The organism is Variovorax sp. GrIS 2.14 (assembly GCF_046115955.1).
Taxonomy (GTDB): domain Bacteria; phylum Pseudomonadota; class Gammaproteobacteria; order Burkholderiales; family Burkholderiaceae_C; genus Variovorax.
In genome coordinates this window covers 380,616-397,040 of sequence record NZ_JBJXIA010000002.1, presented here as the reverse complement: position 1 = coordinate 397,040, position 16,425 = coordinate 380,616, and the positions used below count along the sequence as shown (strand labels likewise).

Annotated in this window: 16 protein-coding genes; 5 read left to right on the top strand and 11 right to left on the bottom strand. The window is 63.7% G+C overall.

Annotated elements, in window-relative coordinates; genetic code table 11:
* Positions 1-4: 4 nt before the first annotated feature.
* Positions 5-568 carry a nucleoside 2-deoxyribosyltransferase gene (locus RCH10_RS05640; RefSeq protein ID WP_409051620.1) on the top strand — a complete coding sequence of 188 codons (564 nt, stop codon included), beginning with the start codon at positions 5-7 and terminating at the stop codon, positions 566-568.
* Here RCH10_RS05640 and RCH10_RS05635 read toward each other — a convergent pair whose 3' ends face one another.
* Positions 569-1,678: a Rieske 2Fe-2S domain-containing protein gene (locus tag RCH10_RS05635; protein ID WP_409051619.1), complete on the bottom strand. Its 1,110-nt coding sequence runs from the start codon at positions 1,676-1,678 to the stop codon at positions 569-571.
* A 162-nt stretch (positions 1,679-1,840) separates the two neighbouring features.
* Positions 1,841-2,218 (bottom strand): helicase SNF2, encoded by a 378-nt coding sequence (locus tag RCH10_RS05630; protein WP_323497898.1) that lies wholly within the window; start codon positions 2,216-2,218, stop codon positions 1,841-1,843.
* A gap of 277 nt (positions 2,219-2,495) precedes the next feature.
* On the opposite strand from RCH10_RS05630, the gene RCH10_RS05625 reads away from it, so the two are divergent.
* From RCH10_RS05625 to ligD, 4 genes are all read left to right on the top strand, one after another.
* The gene (locus tag RCH10_RS05625; RefSeq protein ID WP_409051618.1) at positions 2,496-3,473 is read left to right on the top strand and encodes a cation diffusion facilitator family transporter; all 978 of its coding nucleotides are present in this window, start codon (positions 2,496-2,498) and stop codon (positions 3,471-3,473) included.
* 250 nt (positions 3,474-3,723) lie between these two features.
* A complete protein-coding gene (locus RCH10_RS05620) occupies positions 3,724-4,602 on the top strand; it encodes an oxaloacetate decarboxylase (protein WP_409051617.1) in 879 nt (292 codons plus the stop codon).
* An 88-nt stretch (positions 4,603-4,690) separates the two neighbouring features.
* Complete coding sequence (locus RCH10_RS05615) at positions 4,691-4,882, top strand: hypothetical protein (RefSeq protein ID WP_323497895.1); 192 nt, start codon at positions 4,691-4,693, stop codon at positions 4,880-4,882.
* Positions 4,883-5,015: 133 nt separating this feature from the next.
* Positions 5,016-7,676 carry a DNA ligase D gene (gene ligD / locus RCH10_RS05610; protein ID WP_409051616.1) on the top strand — a complete coding sequence of 887 codons (2,661 nt, stop codon included), beginning with the start codon at positions 5,016-5,018 and terminating at the stop codon, positions 7,674-7,676.
* Positions 7,677-7,848: 172 nt separating this feature from the next.
* On the opposite strand, the gene RCH10_RS05605 is transcribed toward ligD, so the two are convergent.
* The 9 genes from RCH10_RS05605 to RCH10_RS05565 all read right to left on the bottom strand — a co-directional run bounded on the left by RCH10_RS05605 (position 7,849) and on the right by RCH10_RS05565 (position 16,422).
* Positions 7,849-9,012 (bottom strand): HupE/UreJ family protein, encoded by a 1,164-nt coding sequence (locus RCH10_RS05605; protein ID WP_409051615.1) that lies wholly within the window; start codon positions 9,010-9,012, stop codon positions 7,849-7,851.
* Positions 9,012-10,223, bottom strand: a complete 1,212-nt coding sequence (locus tag RCH10_RS05600) for a hypothetical protein (RefSeq protein WP_409051614.1) — start codon at positions 10,221-10,223, stop codon at positions 9,012-9,014. Before RCH10_RS05600 ends, RCH10_RS05605 begins: the two co-directional genes overlap by 1 nt.
* 24 nt (positions 10,224-10,247) lie before the next feature.
* Complete coding sequence (locus RCH10_RS05595; protein ID WP_409051613.1) at positions 10,248-10,541, bottom strand: hypothetical protein; 294 nt, start codon at positions 10,539-10,541, stop codon at positions 10,248-10,250.
* Between the two features lie 12 nt (positions 10,542-10,553).
* On the bottom strand, positions 10,554-12,056 hold the full coding sequence (locus tag RCH10_RS05590; protein WP_409051612.1) for a DUF4331 domain-containing protein: 1,503 nt from the start codon (positions 12,054-12,056) through the stop codon (positions 10,554-10,556).
* A gap of 232 nt (positions 12,057-12,288) precedes the next feature.
* Positions 12,289-12,939 carry an urease accessory protein UreG gene (gene ureG, locus RCH10_RS05585; RefSeq protein WP_187052887.1) on the bottom strand — a complete coding sequence of 217 codons (651 nt, stop codon included), beginning with the start codon at positions 12,937-12,939 and terminating at the stop codon, positions 12,289-12,291.
* Positions 12,940-12,949: 10 nt separating this feature from the next.
* The gene (locus RCH10_RS05580; protein WP_409051611.1) at positions 12,950-13,648 is read right to left on the bottom strand and encodes an urease accessory protein UreF; all 699 of its coding nucleotides are present in this window, start codon (positions 13,646-13,648) and stop codon (positions 12,950-12,952) included.
* Positions 13,649-13,653: 5 nt separating this feature from the next.
* Positions 13,654-14,292, bottom strand: coding sequence for an urease accessory protein UreE (ureE, locus tag RCH10_RS05575; protein ID WP_409051610.1), 639 nt, complete (start codon positions 14,290-14,292; stop codon positions 13,654-13,656).
* 57 nt (positions 14,293-14,349) lie between these two features.
* Entirely contained in the window at positions 14,350-16,116 is a 1,767-nt protein-coding gene (gene ureC, locus RCH10_RS05570; RefSeq protein ID WP_409051609.1) for an urease subunit alpha, read from the bottom strand.
* A complete protein-coding gene (locus tag RCH10_RS05565) occupies positions 16,117-16,422 on the bottom strand; it encodes an urease subunit beta (RefSeq protein ID WP_409051608.1) in 306 nt (101 codons plus the stop codon).
* Positions 16,423-16,425 lie beyond the last annotated feature (3 nt).

The window sequence follows — 16,425 nt, the reverse complement described above, 5'->3', positions numbered from 1 at the left end:
AGAAATGAAAGCCAGAGCCACCGGTCCCCGCGTCTACCTCGCCGGACCCGACGTTTTCTTTCCCGACAGCAAGCAGATTTTCCAGAGCTTGCTGGCCCATTGCGAACGACTCGGCATGGTCGGCCTAGTTCCGTCCGATGGCGGGATCTCCGAAGGATTCGTCGGAACCGACGATGAACTGGCGCAGCGCATCTACGACGGCAACGTGGCACTCATGCAAGAGGCCGATGGCGTGATCGCCAACTTGATGAGCTTTCGAGGTGTCGAGCCGGATTCGGGCACGGCTTTCGAAGTCGGCTTTGCCGCTGCCCTGCAGAAGCCGGTGGTCACGTACGGCGTGCCCGAAGGCACCTACGCCAGCCGCGTGGCCGCGGTCATCCCGACCACGCCAGGTTCGGACGGCAATCTGCGCGAGACCCAAAGCGGCGTGCTGGTCGAAGGCCTGGGCCAGCGCATGAACCTGATGCTGACACGCTCCACCGTCATGGCGCCCACGGCGGAAGCGGCGCTTGCAATGCTGCGCGACATGCTCAAGGGCAGCAGTGATGAGGACGACAAAGCCGTCTGATCAGGCGGCCTGCCGTAGCGTGACGACCTTCATGGCGCGGTGGACTTCGGCCTCGCCATGCTTGGACAGCAATTGCATCAGATGCTTTCGTATCAACATGCCGGGCCGGTCAGAATCCATCGAATATTCGACGCCGCGCCGGCGCGTGTCGACCAGCGCATCGGGGTCGGTCGATTCGAGGATGTCCTTGTCTTCGCGCGTGATCTCTTCATCGAAGGCCGTCAGCATCTGCGCGGCGCAGTCGGCTTCGGTGTCGTTGCGAAAGAGCCATTGGCACAGCTGCATGTGGCCATCGTCGATCGGCGTGAAGCAGTTGATGATGATGTGTCGCTTGCCCGGCTTGACGGGCTGTCCGTCCCCGTCGGTTGGCGCTGGATACTCGATGTCGAGCCGGCGCGAGAAGGGCAAGAAGTAGGCGTTGCGCATGTGTCGCGTCGTGATCGGCTCGGTCACGCCGCTGATGGCGTGAAACTTCTCCGGGTTGACCGCTTCGATCACCGTCTCGGCATAGAACCCGTTGTCGTTCTCGACCAGGTTGTACTTGCTCGGCTTCGGGCTGGCGGCCACGCCGAAAGTGCCGCGATGCACGAAACTGAAGTGCGAGTTGTCGAACGAATTTTCGAGCGCGCGCATCGGGCTGGTGTTCCAGGTTTCGTAGAACTGGAAGATCGTGCGATAGCCCGGGTCGTCGAATTCGGGAATCGCCGGAATGTCGGCGATCGGGTCTTCGAGCGCCACCCAGGCGAAGCCGTAGCGAGCGGTGCAGTGGTAGGCCGGCGTTTTGTAGTCGGGCGAGATCGCGCGGTCTGCTTCGTATTGGGGAATCCGAACGACCTGGCCGCTGCGGTCGTAGGTCCAGCCGTGGTAGCCGCACTGAATCGCGCCCTGGCCGCAGGCTTTGCCTTCGGCATCGACGCACCAGCCTTTGGACAGCTTCGCGGTGCGGTGGCAGCAACGGTCGCGCAGCGCGGCCGGCTCTCCATCGGCATCCATGAAGAGCACGATGTCTTCGCCGAGCAGCTTGAAAGGTCTGGGGCCGTTGGCAAGTTCGGTCAGCGGCATGACGGCATGCCAGAACTTGCGAAAAACGGGTTGTTGGGTGACCAGCATGAAAAGTCCTTCGGGTTGCGTGTGTGGATACGAACTTGAAAGAGCAATTTCCTGCCGCGAGTGCGAAAAATGCGAAAACTCGCCCCGGGCTGAACGCTTCTACTCTGCGCTCTGCCGGATGCAAATTGCGCGCCAGGATTATGTCCCGGCGCGCACCGGTTTTTACAGCGAAGCCGAGTTGATGCCTCGTGCCGCAGCGCGAGCTTGCGCGCGCACGGTGGCACGGTCGAGCGTGCTGCCGGCCAGCGTCAAGACGCCTTGTCCGTAGCCATCAGCGTATGGATTAGGGCTGTGCGCTGCAGCGACGGCTTGCGCACGGATACCACTGCGGTCGGTCGACGACGCGATCGTCAGCACACCCGAGTCGGCGCCTTCAGCGTATGGGTTTTCGCTGTGTGCGGCGACAACGGCCTGAGCCTGCACCTGCGTGCGGTTGGCTTCATGCGTCAGCGCGTGCACGCCGTCATAGGTTTCTGCTTGCGCGCCAGCGGCGGCGAAGAGTGTGAGTGCAGCGGCAGCGAGGATCTTCGAGGTATTCATTTCAATTTCCTTAGGTGTTCTGGATGACTCGACGGGTCCGGAAGTGGTGTCGATTGCTGTCCATGGGCTGAATTTTGAACCGGAAAACCTAGGGAAAACCCTCAAAAAAAGAACCTCGGTGTTCGCGTTCTGGAGACAATGACGGCGTGAAAGACGCCATCGGTACGCGCGCGATTCCGCACGGCGGCAGATCTGGGACACGCAGGGATTGCGCTGGTTCATCTTGATGCTCGACAGTCCCACACGCTGATCGACCGGGTTCCGTCAACATGCACGCATGGCCGAATCCAAAACTGCAATCTATGGCGCGATCGGCGCCAACGTGGCGATCGCCGTCACCAAGTTCGTCGTCGCGGGCGTTACGGGCAGCTCGGCCATGCTGTCGGAGGGCATCCATTCGGCGGTCGATACTTTCAACGGCATCTTGCTGCTGGTCGGCCTTAGGCTGAGCCAGCGGCCCGCAACGCCGGAGCACCCTTTCGGGCATGGCAAGGAGCTCTATTTCTGGAGCCTGATCGTGGCGGTACTGATCTTCGGTCTGGGCGGCGGCGTGTCTTTCTATGAAGGCATCCAGCACATTCGCAATCCCGAGCCGATGCGCGATCCAATGTGGAACTACATCGTGCTGGCCGCCGCCTTCGTCTTCGAAGGCACGAGCTTCACCATCGCACTGAAGCAGTTCATTGGCCAGACCAACGGGCAGCCGTTTTGGACAGCACTCCACCGCAGCAAGGACCCGACGACCTACACGGTGCTGGCGGAAGATTCGGCGGCACTGGCCGGTCTGTTGGTCGCGGCCGTCGGCATCTACGCCAGTCACCGGCTCGACATGCCGGCGCTCGACGGCGCGGCGTCGGTGGTCATCGGGGTGCTATTGGTGGGCGTGGCGGTGTTGCTCATTCGCGAGTCGCGCGGGTTGCTGATAGGTGAGGGCATTCGCCCGGAAACGGCGCGCGAGATTCGTGCTTTGGCGCTGGCGCATCCGGGCGTCAACGGCGTCGGGGAAATACTGTCGATGTACATCGGGCCCGATGACGCGCTGGTGACCATCGATCTCGACTTCGACGACGGCACCGCCACCGACCAGGCTGCCGCCACCATCTCGACGCTACAGCGCGAGGTGCGAGCGCGCTACCCGATGATCAAGCGCCTTTTCATCGAGGCCGGCAGCCCGCCGGAGGCCGATCAGACCACTGGCGCCGTGCCGTTCAAGCAGGTTGATCCCACCAACGGAGTGGTCGTTGCTCGCGCCTGAAGTGCGGCACTTTTTTCAAGTTTTTGCGCCAATACCCGACGACTGATACAGCTGCCGGGCACTCTTTGACTCGCCGTCACCGCTATCGGCCAGGGCAGCCTGACCCCGCAGGATCCACTTGAAAAGATTCGGAATCTGTTCAAACGGATGGGGCCGGCTCTCGGGAAACTACAGCGAGGCGCACAGCTGCTTGGTCGCGCGAGCACCGAGTGCGGAGGATGGAGGATTGAGGGGAGTTACCCTCCACCTCATGTCAAGCAGCCCACGCAAAACCCTTCGCGCGCTGGCCGAGGCGCGCCGCGGCGTGCTGGTGGCCGGTGCCTTCAACGCCCTCTCCGCCCGCGTCATCGAGGACCTGGATTTCGAGGCCATCTACATCACCGGCGCCGGCGTCACCAACATGTGGTTCGGCCTGCCCGACCAGGGCTTCATGGGCCTGCACGAGATTGCAGACCATACGGCACGAATCCGCGACGCGGTCAGCCTGCCGCTGATCGTCGATGCCGACACCGGATTCGGCAACGCGCTGAACGTGCGGCACACGGTGCGCGTGCTCGAGCGTGCCGGCGCCGATTGCATCCAGTTCGAAGACCAGGTCTCGCCCAAGCGCTGCGGCCACTTCTCGGGCAAGGATGTCATCAGCACCGACGAAGCCGTCGCCAAGATCAAGGCCGCGGTAGATGCTCGCACCGACCCTGACCTGCTCATCCTCGCGCGCACCGATGCTTGCGCTACCCAGGGCTTCGAGGCGGCACTCGAACGCGCGCAGAAGTTCAGCGAAGCGGGTGCCGACATCCTGTTCGTCGAAGCCGTGACCACGGTCGACGAGATTCGCGCGCTGCCGCAGCGCTTAGCGCGGCCGCAGTTGATGAACATGGTGATCGGCGGCAAGACGCCGATCTTCGGTGCCAACGAACTGGCCGGGCTGGGCTACGGCCTGGTGCTCTATGCCAATGCGGCGTTGCAGGGCGCCGTCGCTGGCATGCAGAAAGCGCTGACAGTGCTGCGTGAGACGGGGCGCATCGACGAGGACCCTGCCCTGGTCGTGTCGTTCGCGGAGCGGCAGCGGCTGGTAGCTAAGCCGGCGCTGGATGCGCTGGAAGCGAAGTACGCGACCGGCGCACGCTGAGTCGCGCCTTGGCAGCAGGTGACGAGAGGCAGGTTTTTGCCCCTGAATGGCGTTACCAGTGCTTCAAGGTGTAAATACAATGGCTTACATGAACACCGAACGCGACAACTTCCATGATTGGGCGCGAGACAAGCCGGACCACAGCAAGTTCACGCCTTTGAGCCGGGCGGATTTCGTGCAGGCGCGGTCGCACGGCGGCCTGCCGTGGGGGCGCATCGTTGCCGCCATCCTGATCTGCGCGGTCATCGTCTACGTTCTCAAGTTGCTGATCAAGCACTGAGCGTCGACTATCCGAACCGGGCCCGAATCAAGGTGCTCGGCAGCAGAGGCTCGGGCTTCTCACCTGACCTCATGCAGCGACGCTGCGCCGTCCTACAGTGCATGAAGGGGACTCGGGCTTAGGCTGCATCGCCATGGCGAAACACGATGCACTCGGGCCTTACAAGGCCAAGCGGAACTTCTCGATCACGCCGGAGCCGCAGGACGGCGGCGAGAGTCGTGCAGAGTCCAAGCGCGGTCTGCAGTTCGTCATCCAGAAGCATTGGGCGACGCGCCTGCACTATGACTTGCGCCTCGAGCTCGACGGCACCATGAAAAGCTGGGCTGTGCCCAAGGGTCCGAGCTTCGACCCGGCGGACAAGCGCATGGCAGTGCAGGTTGAAGACCATCCCATCGCGTACAACAGCTTCGAAGGGCAGATCCCGGATAAGCAGTACGGCGCCGGCAAGGTCATCATCTGGGACAAAGGCACCTGGGCGCCGATCGGCGACGCGCGCGAGGGCTATCGCACCGGCAAGCTCAAGTTCGAGGTGCATGGCCACAAGCTGCATGGGCATTGGACCCTCGTGCGCATGAAGGGCAGGGACGCCGACAAGCAACCGCCCTGGCTGCTCATCAAGGAGCACGATGCATACGAGCGCTCCGCCACCGAGTACAGCGTGGTCGATGAGCTGCCCGATAGCGTCGCGAAGTTGCCAGCACCGGATGGAGGCGAACGCACGATGAAGACCCCTAAGGCGGATGACTCACCAATCGAGCCCATCGGCATTCCAGGGATCAAGCGAGCCAAGCTGCCGCCCGCGCTCAAGCCGCAGCTCGCCACGCTGGTCGACGCGCCACCGTCCGACCCTGCCAACTGGCTGTACGAGATCAAGTTCGACGGTTACCGTCTGCTGGCACGCGTCGACGGCTCCAACGTCAATCTCTTCACCCGAAACGGCCACGATTGGACGCACAAGCTCGAGCACTTGGCCCAAGCGTTGCGCAAGGCCGGGTTGCCACCGTGCTGGCTAGACGGTGAGATCGTCGTCCATGGCAGTGCGGGCGTGCCGGACTTCCAGGCGCTGCAGAACGCCTTCGACAAGGCGCGCACCAAAGACATCGTCTACTTCGTTTTCGATCTGCCGTTCTGCGGCGGACAGGACCTGCGCGAAGTGGCGTTGGAAAACCGGCGTGGCATCCTCAAGTCGCTGGTCGACGGCATCGATTCCGACGCGATCTGTTTCAGCGACGAGTTCGACGCGTCGGGCCGCGACATCACGTTGTCCGCATGCAAGCTCGGCCTTGAAGGCGTCATCGGCAAGCGCAAGGATTCCATCTATCGCGCCAGCCGTTCGCCGGACTGGATCAAGCTCAAATGCACCCAGCGGCAGGAGTTCGTCATCGGTGGTTGGACCGATCCGCAGGGATCGCGCGCTGGTCTCGGGTCGCTCTTGCTGGGTGTTCACGACGACAAGGGTGCACTGCGCTATGCAGGCAACGTCGGCACCGGCTTCAACGCGCGATCGCTGGCGCAATTGAGGAAGCAACTCGATGCGCTCTCGGCCGACAAGAGCCCTTTCTCTGCGAAGACTGCGATCGATCGCAAGGCCCATTGGGTCGAGCCCAAACTCATCGCAGAAGTCTCTTTCGGCGAATGGACGACGACAGGCAGCGTGCGCCATTCTGTGTTCCATGGGCTGAGAACGGACAAGCCGCCGACAGCCATCGTGCGGGAGAAACCGGTGCATGTTCAAAATGCGTCGATGTCGGGGAAGACATCGAGTGAAGTGTCGTCCGAAGTGCCAGCCAAAACAGCGACTAAGGAGGCAAGAAAATCGTTGCCTGCATCCAGCAAGACCGCCAAGACCGCAGCAGACAAGCCTTCGCTCGCGACCTCGTTGCCCGCGGGTTTCAAGGTGTCTAGCCCCGATCGCGTAGTGGACGCCAGCACCGGCGCCGCCAAGATCGACATCGTCCGCTACTACGCGTTGATTGCGCCCTTGATGCTGCCCCACTTAAAGAACCGCCCGGTGTCCTTGCTGCGTGCGCCGGATGGCATCGCCGGCAGTTTGTTTTTTCAAAAGCACCTGGACAAATACAAGCTGCCCGGCGTGCGTGAGCTCGACCCCGCGCTCGATCCTGACCACGGCCGCTACCTCGAAATACCGACCATGCAAGGCCTGCTGTCGGCAGCGCAAATGAACGTGATCGAGTTCCACACGTGGAATGCGGTGAAGACATCCATCGGCAAGCCCGACCGCATGACCTTCGACCTCGACCCCGGCGAGGGCGTTAGCTGGGCGACCATCCAGGAAGCTACCAAGCTGGTCCGCGTGCTGCTGGAAGAACTGGAGCTGAGGTCTTTCGTGAAAACCAGCGGCGGAAAGGGCCTGCATGTCGTGGTGCCCATTCGCAAGCAACTCGACTGGGACACCGTGAAGGACTTTTCGCAAGCCATCGTCCAGCATCTGGCGAGCACGCTGCCACAGATGTTCGTTGCCAAGAGCGGGCCACGCAATCGCGTCGGCAAGATCTTCGTCGACTACCTGCGCAACGGGTTCGGCGCCACGACGGCGTGTGCATGGACGCTGCGCTCCCGGCCGGGCCTTGGCGTGTCGGTGCCAATCGGCTGGGACGAGATCGACCACGTCACCGGTGGTGACCAGTGGAAGCTCGCGAACATTCACAGCCGCCTCGACATCGGCAACAAGCCGTGGGACGACTTGGCGGGTGCGGCGCAAAGCCTGAAGGAAGCGATGGACATGCTGGACTTCCCGAAGGACGCCTCGAAAAGCCCATCGAAAAAAACTTAGCAGGTCTGAGCGTTCAGCTCGCCGGCCAGTCGAGCTCGATCCATGTGGGCGCGCGGTCGCTCGCGCCGCTTCGACCCCTGACTTCCCAGGCTACAGTCGCCGCCCGGGCAACGGCGACCACTCGGCGTTGATGAGCAAGTGGTCGGCAAGCTGCCTGCTCCAATCAGAGCTGCTAGACCGGCAGGATCTTCAGGTCGAAGACCCGCTCGATAAACCACAGCGCGGCAACGATCACCGCAAAGACCGAACCGCCGCGCAACACGACTGGCGGGTAGCGTCGCCAAGACCGCAGTGCCAGCAAGACCGTCAGCGCAATGGTCACGATGATCAACTGGCCGGCCTCTACGCCGAGGTTGAATCTCAGCAATGCCGACACGAAGCTCGCGACTGGCAAGTCGAGCTCGGCCAGCACGTTCGCAAAGCCGAAGCCGTGAATCAGGCCGAACAGAAAAGTGAAGATGCGACGGCGCCCGCGCAGCAATGGCACGATGTTGTCGACCGCCGCCACGATGATGGTGAGCGCGATGGCCGGCTCGATGAGGCGCGGTGAAAGCGACACGATCTTGAGCCCCGCCAGCGCCAGCGTGATCGAGTGGCCAAGGGTGAACATCGTGACGGTCGCCAACATCGGCCACACCGCCTGCTGCCACCGCGCTACCGGCCGCCAGCCCTCGCGCGTGCGCACCAGCACTGCGGGCAGCAGCAGGCAGATCAGGAACAGGATGTGGTCGTAGCCGATCAGGATGTGATGGATGCCGTCGAGGAGAAAGCTGGTGTCGCCGGAGGATTCAGGTGAGGGTGACGCAGTCGTCGCATCGTGCGGCAGCGCCACACCAACTGCTCCGCCCACCGGATCGAGCGACCGCAGCGCCGGAGCCGCAGCGCTGCCCATGTCGACGCGCAACAAGCCGCGGTGCGTCGGGTCGACTTCCTTGAATAACCGGTAGTCGACATCGAGGCGATCGCCCGCAGCGCACTGCGACTGAAGCTGCAGCACGAGGTAGGTGCCGTCGACGCGGCTTTCGATGGCGGGCGGCTGCGCTTCGTTCAACACGCAGCGCCCTTGCTGCAATTGCAGGTGCGCCAGCGCATAGGCACGAATGTCGTCCATGCGTGCCTTGACTTCGCCCCAGCTCAGCTTCTGGTCGCCGTCTTTATCGATGTCGAGCATCGCGTCGAGATCGCGCAGCGAGATGTCCCAGCGCAAGTTCAACTGGTCGCCGGCACGGCTCAACTGCAGGTAGGCGTCGCTGGCCTTGTGGGCTTGCGCGGGAAGGATGAACACGATGCCGATCGCCAGCACAGCAAGGACGCGAACGACAAGGGCACGCCTCATCACAAGACCGCATCGACCCGCGCATCGCGCAGCCCGATTTGCTGCATCAACGCCTTGACTTCTGCACGCGCCGCATCGTCGTTGGCCGTGGCGGCGGCTCGTGCGAACACAAGCAGGTCGATCGGCTCGCGCTGCAACTGCACGTTGAGCCGCGCGAGCTCGAGCGCGCGGTGCGCATCCTTTTGTACGTCGAGCGCGAACATCGCGTGCTCTCTCGCATGCAGCACCGTGCTGCCGGGCCGGAGCGCCGCGGCATCGAATCGCGCGGCCAGTTCGTCCACGTCGCTCTGCGCCGTTGCGCGTTGCGAGGCGGTCAACTTCTTTTGTTCGCCGAGCCGTTGCGTGGCCATGACGATGCGCAACAGCACGGCGTCGCTGCGCGGCTCGGACTTGAGCAGGGGCAAGACTTCAGCTGGTCGGTTCTGGCTCAGAAGAAAGTCGCTGTAGGCCAGCACGTCGTAGCCTGCGCGCTCGGCGCCCAGCGCTTGGCGGTAGGCGGTATCGGCAGCGGGCGCACGGCCTGCCAGTTCATTGATTTCTGCCACTGTCGTCAGCAGCCATTGCCGCGTCGCGTTCTGGCGCGGATCTTTCAGCGGCGGACTGTCGAGCAGGCTTTGCAACGACTCCTGCGCGCCGCGATGGTCGCCACGCAGGCCCGCGTTCTCGGCCAGGCACGCCACGGCATAGAGGTTCTGTCGCAGCTTGACCAGTGAGCGGCATGCCGCATCCGAATCGGCATAGCGGCCGCGCACTCGGAGGATGGTCGCCAGCGTGAGCCAGCCCTGGGCGTTAGACGGGTCGGCAGCAAGCGCGAGCTTGAGCGTGCGCTCCGAGCCATCGAAGTCATGAAGAAATTGGGCGACCGTCGCATGCATCACCAGGATGCGGTTGGGCGTGGTCGCCGTGAGTGGTTGCCATGCCTGCAGCACGCCCATGGCGTAGCCGGCGTAGCGCGCGTCGCCTTGCGAACGCGCGAGATCGAGGTAAGTTTTGGCGGCTTCGAGGGCAGTGCCCTCGTCGCGCGGCCGTTGGACCAGTTCGCGACGGAGACGACGCTCCTCGCGTGACCAGCCTGCCACAGAAGGAAGCGATTCGACGATCTCGTTGTCGCTCGTCGGCACCCGCGGCACGGCATTTGCCGTGCCGCGGGCGACGAAGATCGAGAGTACCGCCGCGAGCAGCGAGGCTGCGGCGGCACCGTATCGGATCATGCGAACGCGACCACTGGGCCTTCTCTATTGCGTAGAGACCGGGTCTTTGGTTTCCGATGTCGGCGGCGGGTCGAACTTCGACACGTCGGCCGGTGGGTCGGTTTCCGAAACGCTGGCGACCAGCTGCTTCACATACGCGACGAAGCTGTCGTAGGCATCGGCCATCACTGGCGGTTGCGTGGTCTGCGGCGGGGGATTCTGCGCTGGCGGTGCGGTGACGATCGGCACGTAACCGCCCCCGCCACCCCCACCGCCGCAGGCCGTGAGCACAAGTGCCGCAGCGAGCACGACGCCCAGTTTCAGAAGCTTGTTCTTCATGGTCCTAACTCCTTACGGCTGCTGCTGGGTCACGGCGCCTGGCAGCGGCGTGTTGAGGTATGGGAACACGGCAGGGAACGCGGCTGGCGTCTGCAGTGCGCCATCGGTAAATGGCAGGCTACCGGCCGGTGCGTCCGATGGCTTGCAGCCAAGCTTGAACTTGTCGGTATCGGTGGTCAACACGCAGAGTGCACCCATGGCCACGCGCAACTCGATGTCCACCACGTCGTCACCCGGGCGACGTCCGTTCGGGAAGCCCGCGAGGTCGCCTCCGGCTACGCCGAGGTTGCTCTGGTTCGCCATCGGGGTCGGCGCGATCTTCGTTTCCAGACGCAGCATTTCCGACGGCACGACGTTGGCTGGTTTGTTGAGCCCGTCGATGCCCGTCAGGAATGTAGCGATCAAGTCGGTCCGGGGGAAGTTGGTCGGAGCCTTGGCGGAGGGGAACAAGGTTTCGATCAGCGCTGGCAACGCGGGGTTTGTCACGTACGGCAGAAACTGCTTGTCGTCACTCGGTTGCGAATTGTTGAAGCGATCCTTGTCCTTCAGCCCGATCACGAGTTCGTTGACGAGCGGCATGCCGAGTCGCGACACCTGGGTCCATGCGCCGCCGTTGAGGTAGGTGGTGCCGTGGCCGCTTTTCGGCGGGCTGGCGACAAGTCGTCCCTGGCGTGCGCTCGACGTCGTCCAGCCGCCGATGACGGTGCTGCCGGCAGTGGTCAGGCAGGAGGTGGGCACTTCCATTTCGAGCGACGTGATGTTCTTGCCGGCCAGCGAATCGGAATTCGGCACGTTGACGGAGCCCAGCGGTGCGAGATTGATCAGGTCGAAAATCGGACCGAGTGCGACGACGAAGGGATCTTTTCGCTGACCCACGAAGACCTTGCCCGGCGCATCACATCCGGGGATGGTGACGTCGTACACGTGCTGGGCTGCGTAGTTGGCATAACCCGGCGCCACGCCGAAAGTTTTCTCGCCGATGTTGTCGGTCGGCTTGTCGAACACGGTGGTGCCGTCGAGCTTCTTGACCGGGTCACCCAGGCTACCCCGACGCGGGCCACGCACCACGTTCACCGTGTAGGTCTCGCGGAGATTGCTGGTCGGCTGGTTCGGGCCGGTGATGCCGCCGGCTTGCACCAGTGGAATCGAGGTCTTCACGCCGTTAATGGGAAGGGCGATGTCACGCAACGTGTTCTGGAACCGGAACTGGAACGTGATGTGTTCCTTGCCATCGCCGACGTTGTCGATATGGATCTCGTACAGGCCGTTCGGGTCCATATTGAAGTAGTTGGGTCCGCCGTACGGGCTCTGGTCGGGCTGGTAGTCGGCGATCAGCGTCGTGTAGGCCGTACGGGCTGGGTCGTAGCTGCGGAACATGTAGAAGTCGGTGCCGTCGAGCTTGGGCGACCCGGCAATCGACGGCGCCTCGCGGTGGCTCGATGCGAGCGCGCCGCCCGCGGCGATGGCGCACAACGCCAGCGCGCAGGCCTGAACTGGAAGTCTTGTCAATTTCATCACTTCACCTCGAAAGTTGGTTTGGTTTGAGAGGCCCGGTGCTGCTTGATCCGGCCGAATTTCCCGGTCGAATTCACGCTAGCCAAAGCTCTACGTGAACAAGTTCACATTGGATTCAAACCAGAGGCTGCGACAGCCGTGAAATGGCTGCGCGACTTCCCAACTGCACTCCGACTCCGGGAAAACCCGTGGTCGAAGTCGCGGCGCGCGCTGACGCGCCGCTCTCCTGTGCTCAGGCCTCGGCCAGCATTCCCCGCTCTTCGATGAACGCGACCACCTCGGCCAGCCCGGTCTTGGTTTTGAGATTGGTCATGACGTAGGGCCGCTGCTTGCGCATGCGTTTGGTGTCGGCTTCCATCACTTCCAGACTGGCGCCGACGTAGGGCGCCAGGTCGGTCTTGTTGATGATGAAGAGGTCGCTCTTGGTGATGCCGGGACCGCCCTTGCGCGGGATCTTTTCGCCTGCGGCAACGTCGATCACGTAGATCGTCAGGTCGCTCAGCTCGGGGCTGAAGGTGGCGGCCAGGTTGTCGCCGCCGCTCTCGACGAACACCACGTCCGCGTTCGGAAACTCGCCCAGCATGCGGTCGATGGCTTCGAGGTTGATCGACGCGTCTTCCCGGATGGCAGTGTGCGGGCAGCCGCCGGTTTCGACACCCATGATGCGTTCGGCTGGCAGCGCACCGGCGACCGTCAGGATGCGCTGGTCTTCCTTGGTGTAGATGTCGTTGGTGATGGCGATCAGGTCGTACTTGTCGCGCATCGCCTTGCACAGCATTTCGAGCAGCGTCGTCTTACCCGAGCCGACCGGACCGCCGATGCCCACGCGCAGCGGCGGCAGTTTCTTGGTGCGGTTGGGGATGTGGTGCAGGGCGGAGGACATGGTGTGGACCTTAGCTTCGAAAGAGGCGTGAATACTGGGCTTCATGCCGCGCGGAAAGCACGGCGAGCATGGGAGAGAAGGCCTGACGATCGTCGTCGCCGAGTGCGATGGCGTGGTCGACCGCATGCGGAATTTCAGCAGCCAGCCGGCCCAGCATGCGTTGGCCGGCGCTCTGGCCGAGCGGCACGCACTTGACCGCGGCGCCTGTCATGTTCTCTGCCCAACCAAACGCAAAGGCGAGGCAGCCATCGCGCACGGTGGCTTGCGTGCGCGATGCGGCAAAGGCGAATGCGATCGGGTAGGTCACCGGCATCTTGTCGAACGAGGCCACCACGTCGTCGTGATGCAGCTTCAGCCATTCGACGAACGAGCGGCCCATCTGCTCGGTCTGCAGGCGGAACTCGGCGGTCTCGCGGGTCTGCAGCACCCAGGCGTTGAGGCGGGCGAGGCGCTCGGTGTCTTGCGTGCGCCAGGTGTCGATGGCTTGGGCGACGATCGACAGGTCGCCGCGTGCCAGGGTCAGATGCAGCTGATCGACCAGCCAGTCGGAGGCTGCCGCTTCCGTTGCAAGGCCGGCCCATTCGACGCCGGCCTCGATGCCTTCGGAGTACGAGAAGCCGCCGATGGGCAGCGCCGGCGAGGCCAGCCAGATGAGCTGGAGCAGGCTGGACGCCGGCAGGGCGCCCACAGGCGCGGCAGGGTCAGGCATGCAGGTCAGTGCGCGTGGTGCGGACCATCGTGATCGTGGCCGTGGTCATGACCTTGCGCATGGCTGTGCGGATGGCCATTGTCTTGCGGCTGTGCGTAGGCGTCGGGGTGGAGCACCGGGCCGACGGGCGCCTTGCCGGTGGCCGCATGAGATTGAGCCCCGTGCGCATGACCATGGTCGCCGGACGCATGCGCACCATATGCCCCGCCCTCCGGCTCGAAGGCCTCTTCCGCCTCGCGCACGATCAGGTGCATCGAGCGCAGCATGGCCGCCAGCACATGGTCGGGCTCGATCTTGAGGTGGTCGGGCTTGAGCTCTATAGGCACGTGACGATTGCCCAAGTGGTAGGCCGCGCGTGTCAGGTCGAAGGGCGTGCCGTGTTCGGTGCAATGGGTGATGACCAGCACCGGCTGCGGCGACGCAATCACTCGGATCAGCGAGCCGTCTTCGGCCACCAGCACGTCGCCCCCGCGTACGGCAGTGCCGCGTGGCAAGAAGATGCCGACCTGCCGGCCTTGCGAATCGATGGTGTCGAAGCGACTCTTCTGGCGAACGTCCCAGTCGAGTTCGATGGTGGCGGCACGCTTGAGCAGCACGGGCGCGAGGCCCTTGCCCTGCGGCATCAGTTTGTTGGCGGTCAGCATGGGGGCAAAAAATTGAGGAGGGAATAGCGTGTTCAACGCTAGGCGAGATCAGACGCGCTAGAACAAAAAGTACCGCTGCGTCAGCGGCAACGAGGTCGCCGGATCGCACACCAGCAACTGGCCGTCGGCACGCACCGCGTAGGTCTGCGGATCGATCTCCATCTTCGGCGTCAGGCCGTTGTGGACCATGTGCTTCTTGCGGATGCCGCGCACATTCTTAACCGCCACCAGCGTCTTGTGCAGACCGTACTTTTCGCCGATGCCCGCTGCCAAGCCTGCTTGCGAAACGAAGGTGAGTGAGCTCCTGTGGAGCGAACCACCGTAGGCGCCGAACATCGGCCGGTAATGCACTGGCTGCGGCGTCGGGATCGACGCGTTGGGGTCGCCCATGGCGGCCATAGCGATGGTGCCGCCCTTGATGATGGTGAACGGCTTCACACCGAAGAATGCCGGCTTCCACACCACCAGGTCGGCCCACTTGCCGACCTCGATGCTGCCCACTTCGTGTGCGATGCCGTGCGCGATGGCGGGGTTGATCGTGTACTTGGCGATGTAGCGCTTGGCGCGAAAGTTGTCGTTGCGTTGCAGCGCCTCGACCAGTTCGCCCTGGCCGGTCGGTGCCAGCCAGCCGCGCTGCGCCTTCATTTTGTGCGCCGTCTGCCAGGTGCGGATGATGACTTCGCCGACACGGCCCATCGCCTGGCTGTCGCTGCTCATCATGCTGATGGCGCCCAGGTCGTGCAGGATGTCTTCGGCTGCGATCGTCTCCTTGCGGATGCGCGACTCGGCGAAGGCCAGATCTTCGGCGATGGCCGGGTCGAGGTGATGGCACACCATCAGCATGTCGACGTGCTCGTCGAGCGTGTTGACCGTGTACGGCATCGTCGGGTTGGTCGACGATGGCAAGAAGTTCTCTTCACCCACCACCCGCAGGATGTCCGGCGCATGACCGCCGCCCGCGCCTTCGGTATGAAAGGCGCAGATGCCGCGCCCGCCGACCGCCGCGATGGTGTTCTCGACGAAGCCCGATTCGTTCAGCGTGTCGGAATGGATCGCCACCTGCGTGTCGGTGGCGTCGGCCACGTCCAGGCAATTGCTGATCGCGGCAGGCGTCGTGCCCCAGTCTTCATGCAGCTTCAGGCCGATCACGCCGGCATTGATCTGCTCGTGCAGCGCGTCCGGCAGGCTGGCGTTTCCCTTGCCCAGAAAGCCGAGGTTCATCGGGAACGCGTCGGCGGCCTGCAGCATGCGTTCGATGTGCCACGGGCCGGGCGTCGCGGTCGTCGCGAAGGTGCCGGTCGCCGGGCCGGTGCCGCCGCCGAGCATGGTCGTCACGCCGGAGGTCAGCGCCTCTTCGATCTGCTGTGGCGCGATGAAATGGATGTGGCTGTCGATGCCGCCAGCCGTCACGATGTTGCCTTCGCAACTGATGACTTCAGTGCCAGGCCCGATGACGATGTCGACACCCGGCTGCACGTCGGGGTTGCCGGCCTTGCCGATGGCGACGATGCGGCCACCCTTCAGTCCGATGTCTGCCTTGACGATGCCCCAGTGGTCGAGGATCAACGCGTTGGTCATCACCGTGTCGACGGCGCCACCGGCCGTCGGGCCACTGCCTGTGCCGTCGCGCGTGCGCTGCGATTGCGCCATGCCGTCGCGGATCGTCTTGCCGCCGCCGAACTTCACTTCTTCGCCGTAGGCACCGGCGCGCAAGGTGTAGTCGGCCTCGACTTCGACGATGAGGTCGGTGTCGGCGAGCCGCACGCGATCGCCCACGGTGGGGCCGAAGATTTCCGCATAGGCGCGGCGTCCGATCGTTGCCATCTAGAGTTTTCCTTGGACCAGGCCACGAAAGCCGTAGACCACGCGGTCGCCGGCAAAGTCGACCAATTCGACCGTGCGCTGCTGGCCCGGCTCGAAGCGAACCGCTGTGCCCGACGCGATGTTCAGCCGCATGCCGCGCGCCGCTTCTCGGTCGAAGCCGAGCGCGCCGTTGGTCTCGGCGAAGTGATAGTGCGAGCCGACCTGGATCGGCCGGTCTGCGGTGTTCTGCACGATGAGCGTCAGCGTGCGCCGGCCGCTGTTGAGCGCGTGGTCACCTTCGTCGGTGAAGAGTTCGCCGGGGATCATGCG

Excerpts from the sequence above, each read along its gene's own strand:
- RCH10_RS05590 (WP_409051612.1), bottom strand. The coding sequence starts at position 12,056 with ATGAAATTGACAAGACTTCCAGTTCAGGCCTGCGCGCTGGCGTTGTGC.
- ligD (WP_409051616.1), top strand. The coding sequence starts at position 5,016 with ATGGCGAAACACGATGCACTCGGGCCTTACAAGGCCAAGCGGAACTTC.
- RCH10_RS05635 (WP_409051619.1), bottom strand. The coding sequence starts at position 1,678 with ATGCTGGTCACCCAACAACCCGTTTTTCGCAAGTTCTGGCATGCCGTC.
- RCH10_RS05620 (WP_409051617.1), top strand. The coding sequence starts at position 3,724 with ATGTCAAGCAGCCCACGCAAAACCCTTCGCGCGCTGGCCGAGGCGCGC.
- RCH10_RS05565 (WP_409051608.1), bottom strand. The coding sequence starts at position 16,422 with ATGATCCCCGGCGAACTCTTCACCGACGAAGGTGACCACGCGCTCAAC.
- ureE (WP_409051610.1), bottom strand. The coding sequence starts at position 14,292 with ATGCTGACCGCCAACAAACTGATGCCGCAGGGCAAGGGCCTCGCGCCC.
- RCH10_RS05630 (WP_323497898.1), bottom strand. The coding sequence starts at position 2,218 with ATGAATACCTCGAAGATCCTCGCTGCCGCTGCACTCACACTCTTCGCC.
- ureG (WP_187052887.1), bottom strand. The coding sequence starts at position 12,939 with ATGTCCTCCGCCCTGCACCACATCCCCAACCGCACCAAGAAACTGCCG.
- RCH10_RS05600 (WP_409051614.1), bottom strand. The coding sequence starts at position 10,223 with ATGATCCGATACGGTGCCGCCGCAGCCTCGCTGCTCGCGGCGGTACTC.
- RCH10_RS05605 (WP_409051615.1), bottom strand. The coding sequence starts at position 9,012 with ATGAGGCGTGCCCTTGTCGTTCGCGTCCTTGCTGTGCTGGCGATCGGC.
- RCH10_RS05595 (WP_409051613.1), bottom strand. The coding sequence starts at position 10,541 with ATGAAGAACAAGCTTCTGAAACTGGGCGTCGTGCTCGCTGCGGCACTT.
- RCH10_RS05615 (WP_323497895.1), top strand. The coding sequence starts at position 4,691 with ATGAACACCGAACGCGACAACTTCCATGATTGGGCGCGAGACAAGCCG.
- RCH10_RS05640 (WP_409051620.1), top strand. The coding sequence starts at position 5 with ATGAAAGCCAGAGCCACCGGTCCCCGCGTCTACCTCGCCGGACCCGAC.
- RCH10_RS05625 (WP_409051618.1), top strand. The coding sequence starts at position 2,496 with ATGGCCGAATCCAAAACTGCAATCTATGGCGCGATCGGCGCCAACGTG.
- RCH10_RS05580 (WP_409051611.1), bottom strand. The coding sequence starts at position 13,648 with ATGCCTGACCCTGCCGCGCCTGTGGGCGCCCTGCCGGCGTCCAGCCTG.
- ureC (WP_409051609.1), bottom strand. The coding sequence starts at position 16,116 with ATGGCAACGATCGGACGCCGCGCCTATGCGGAAATCTTCGGCCCCACC.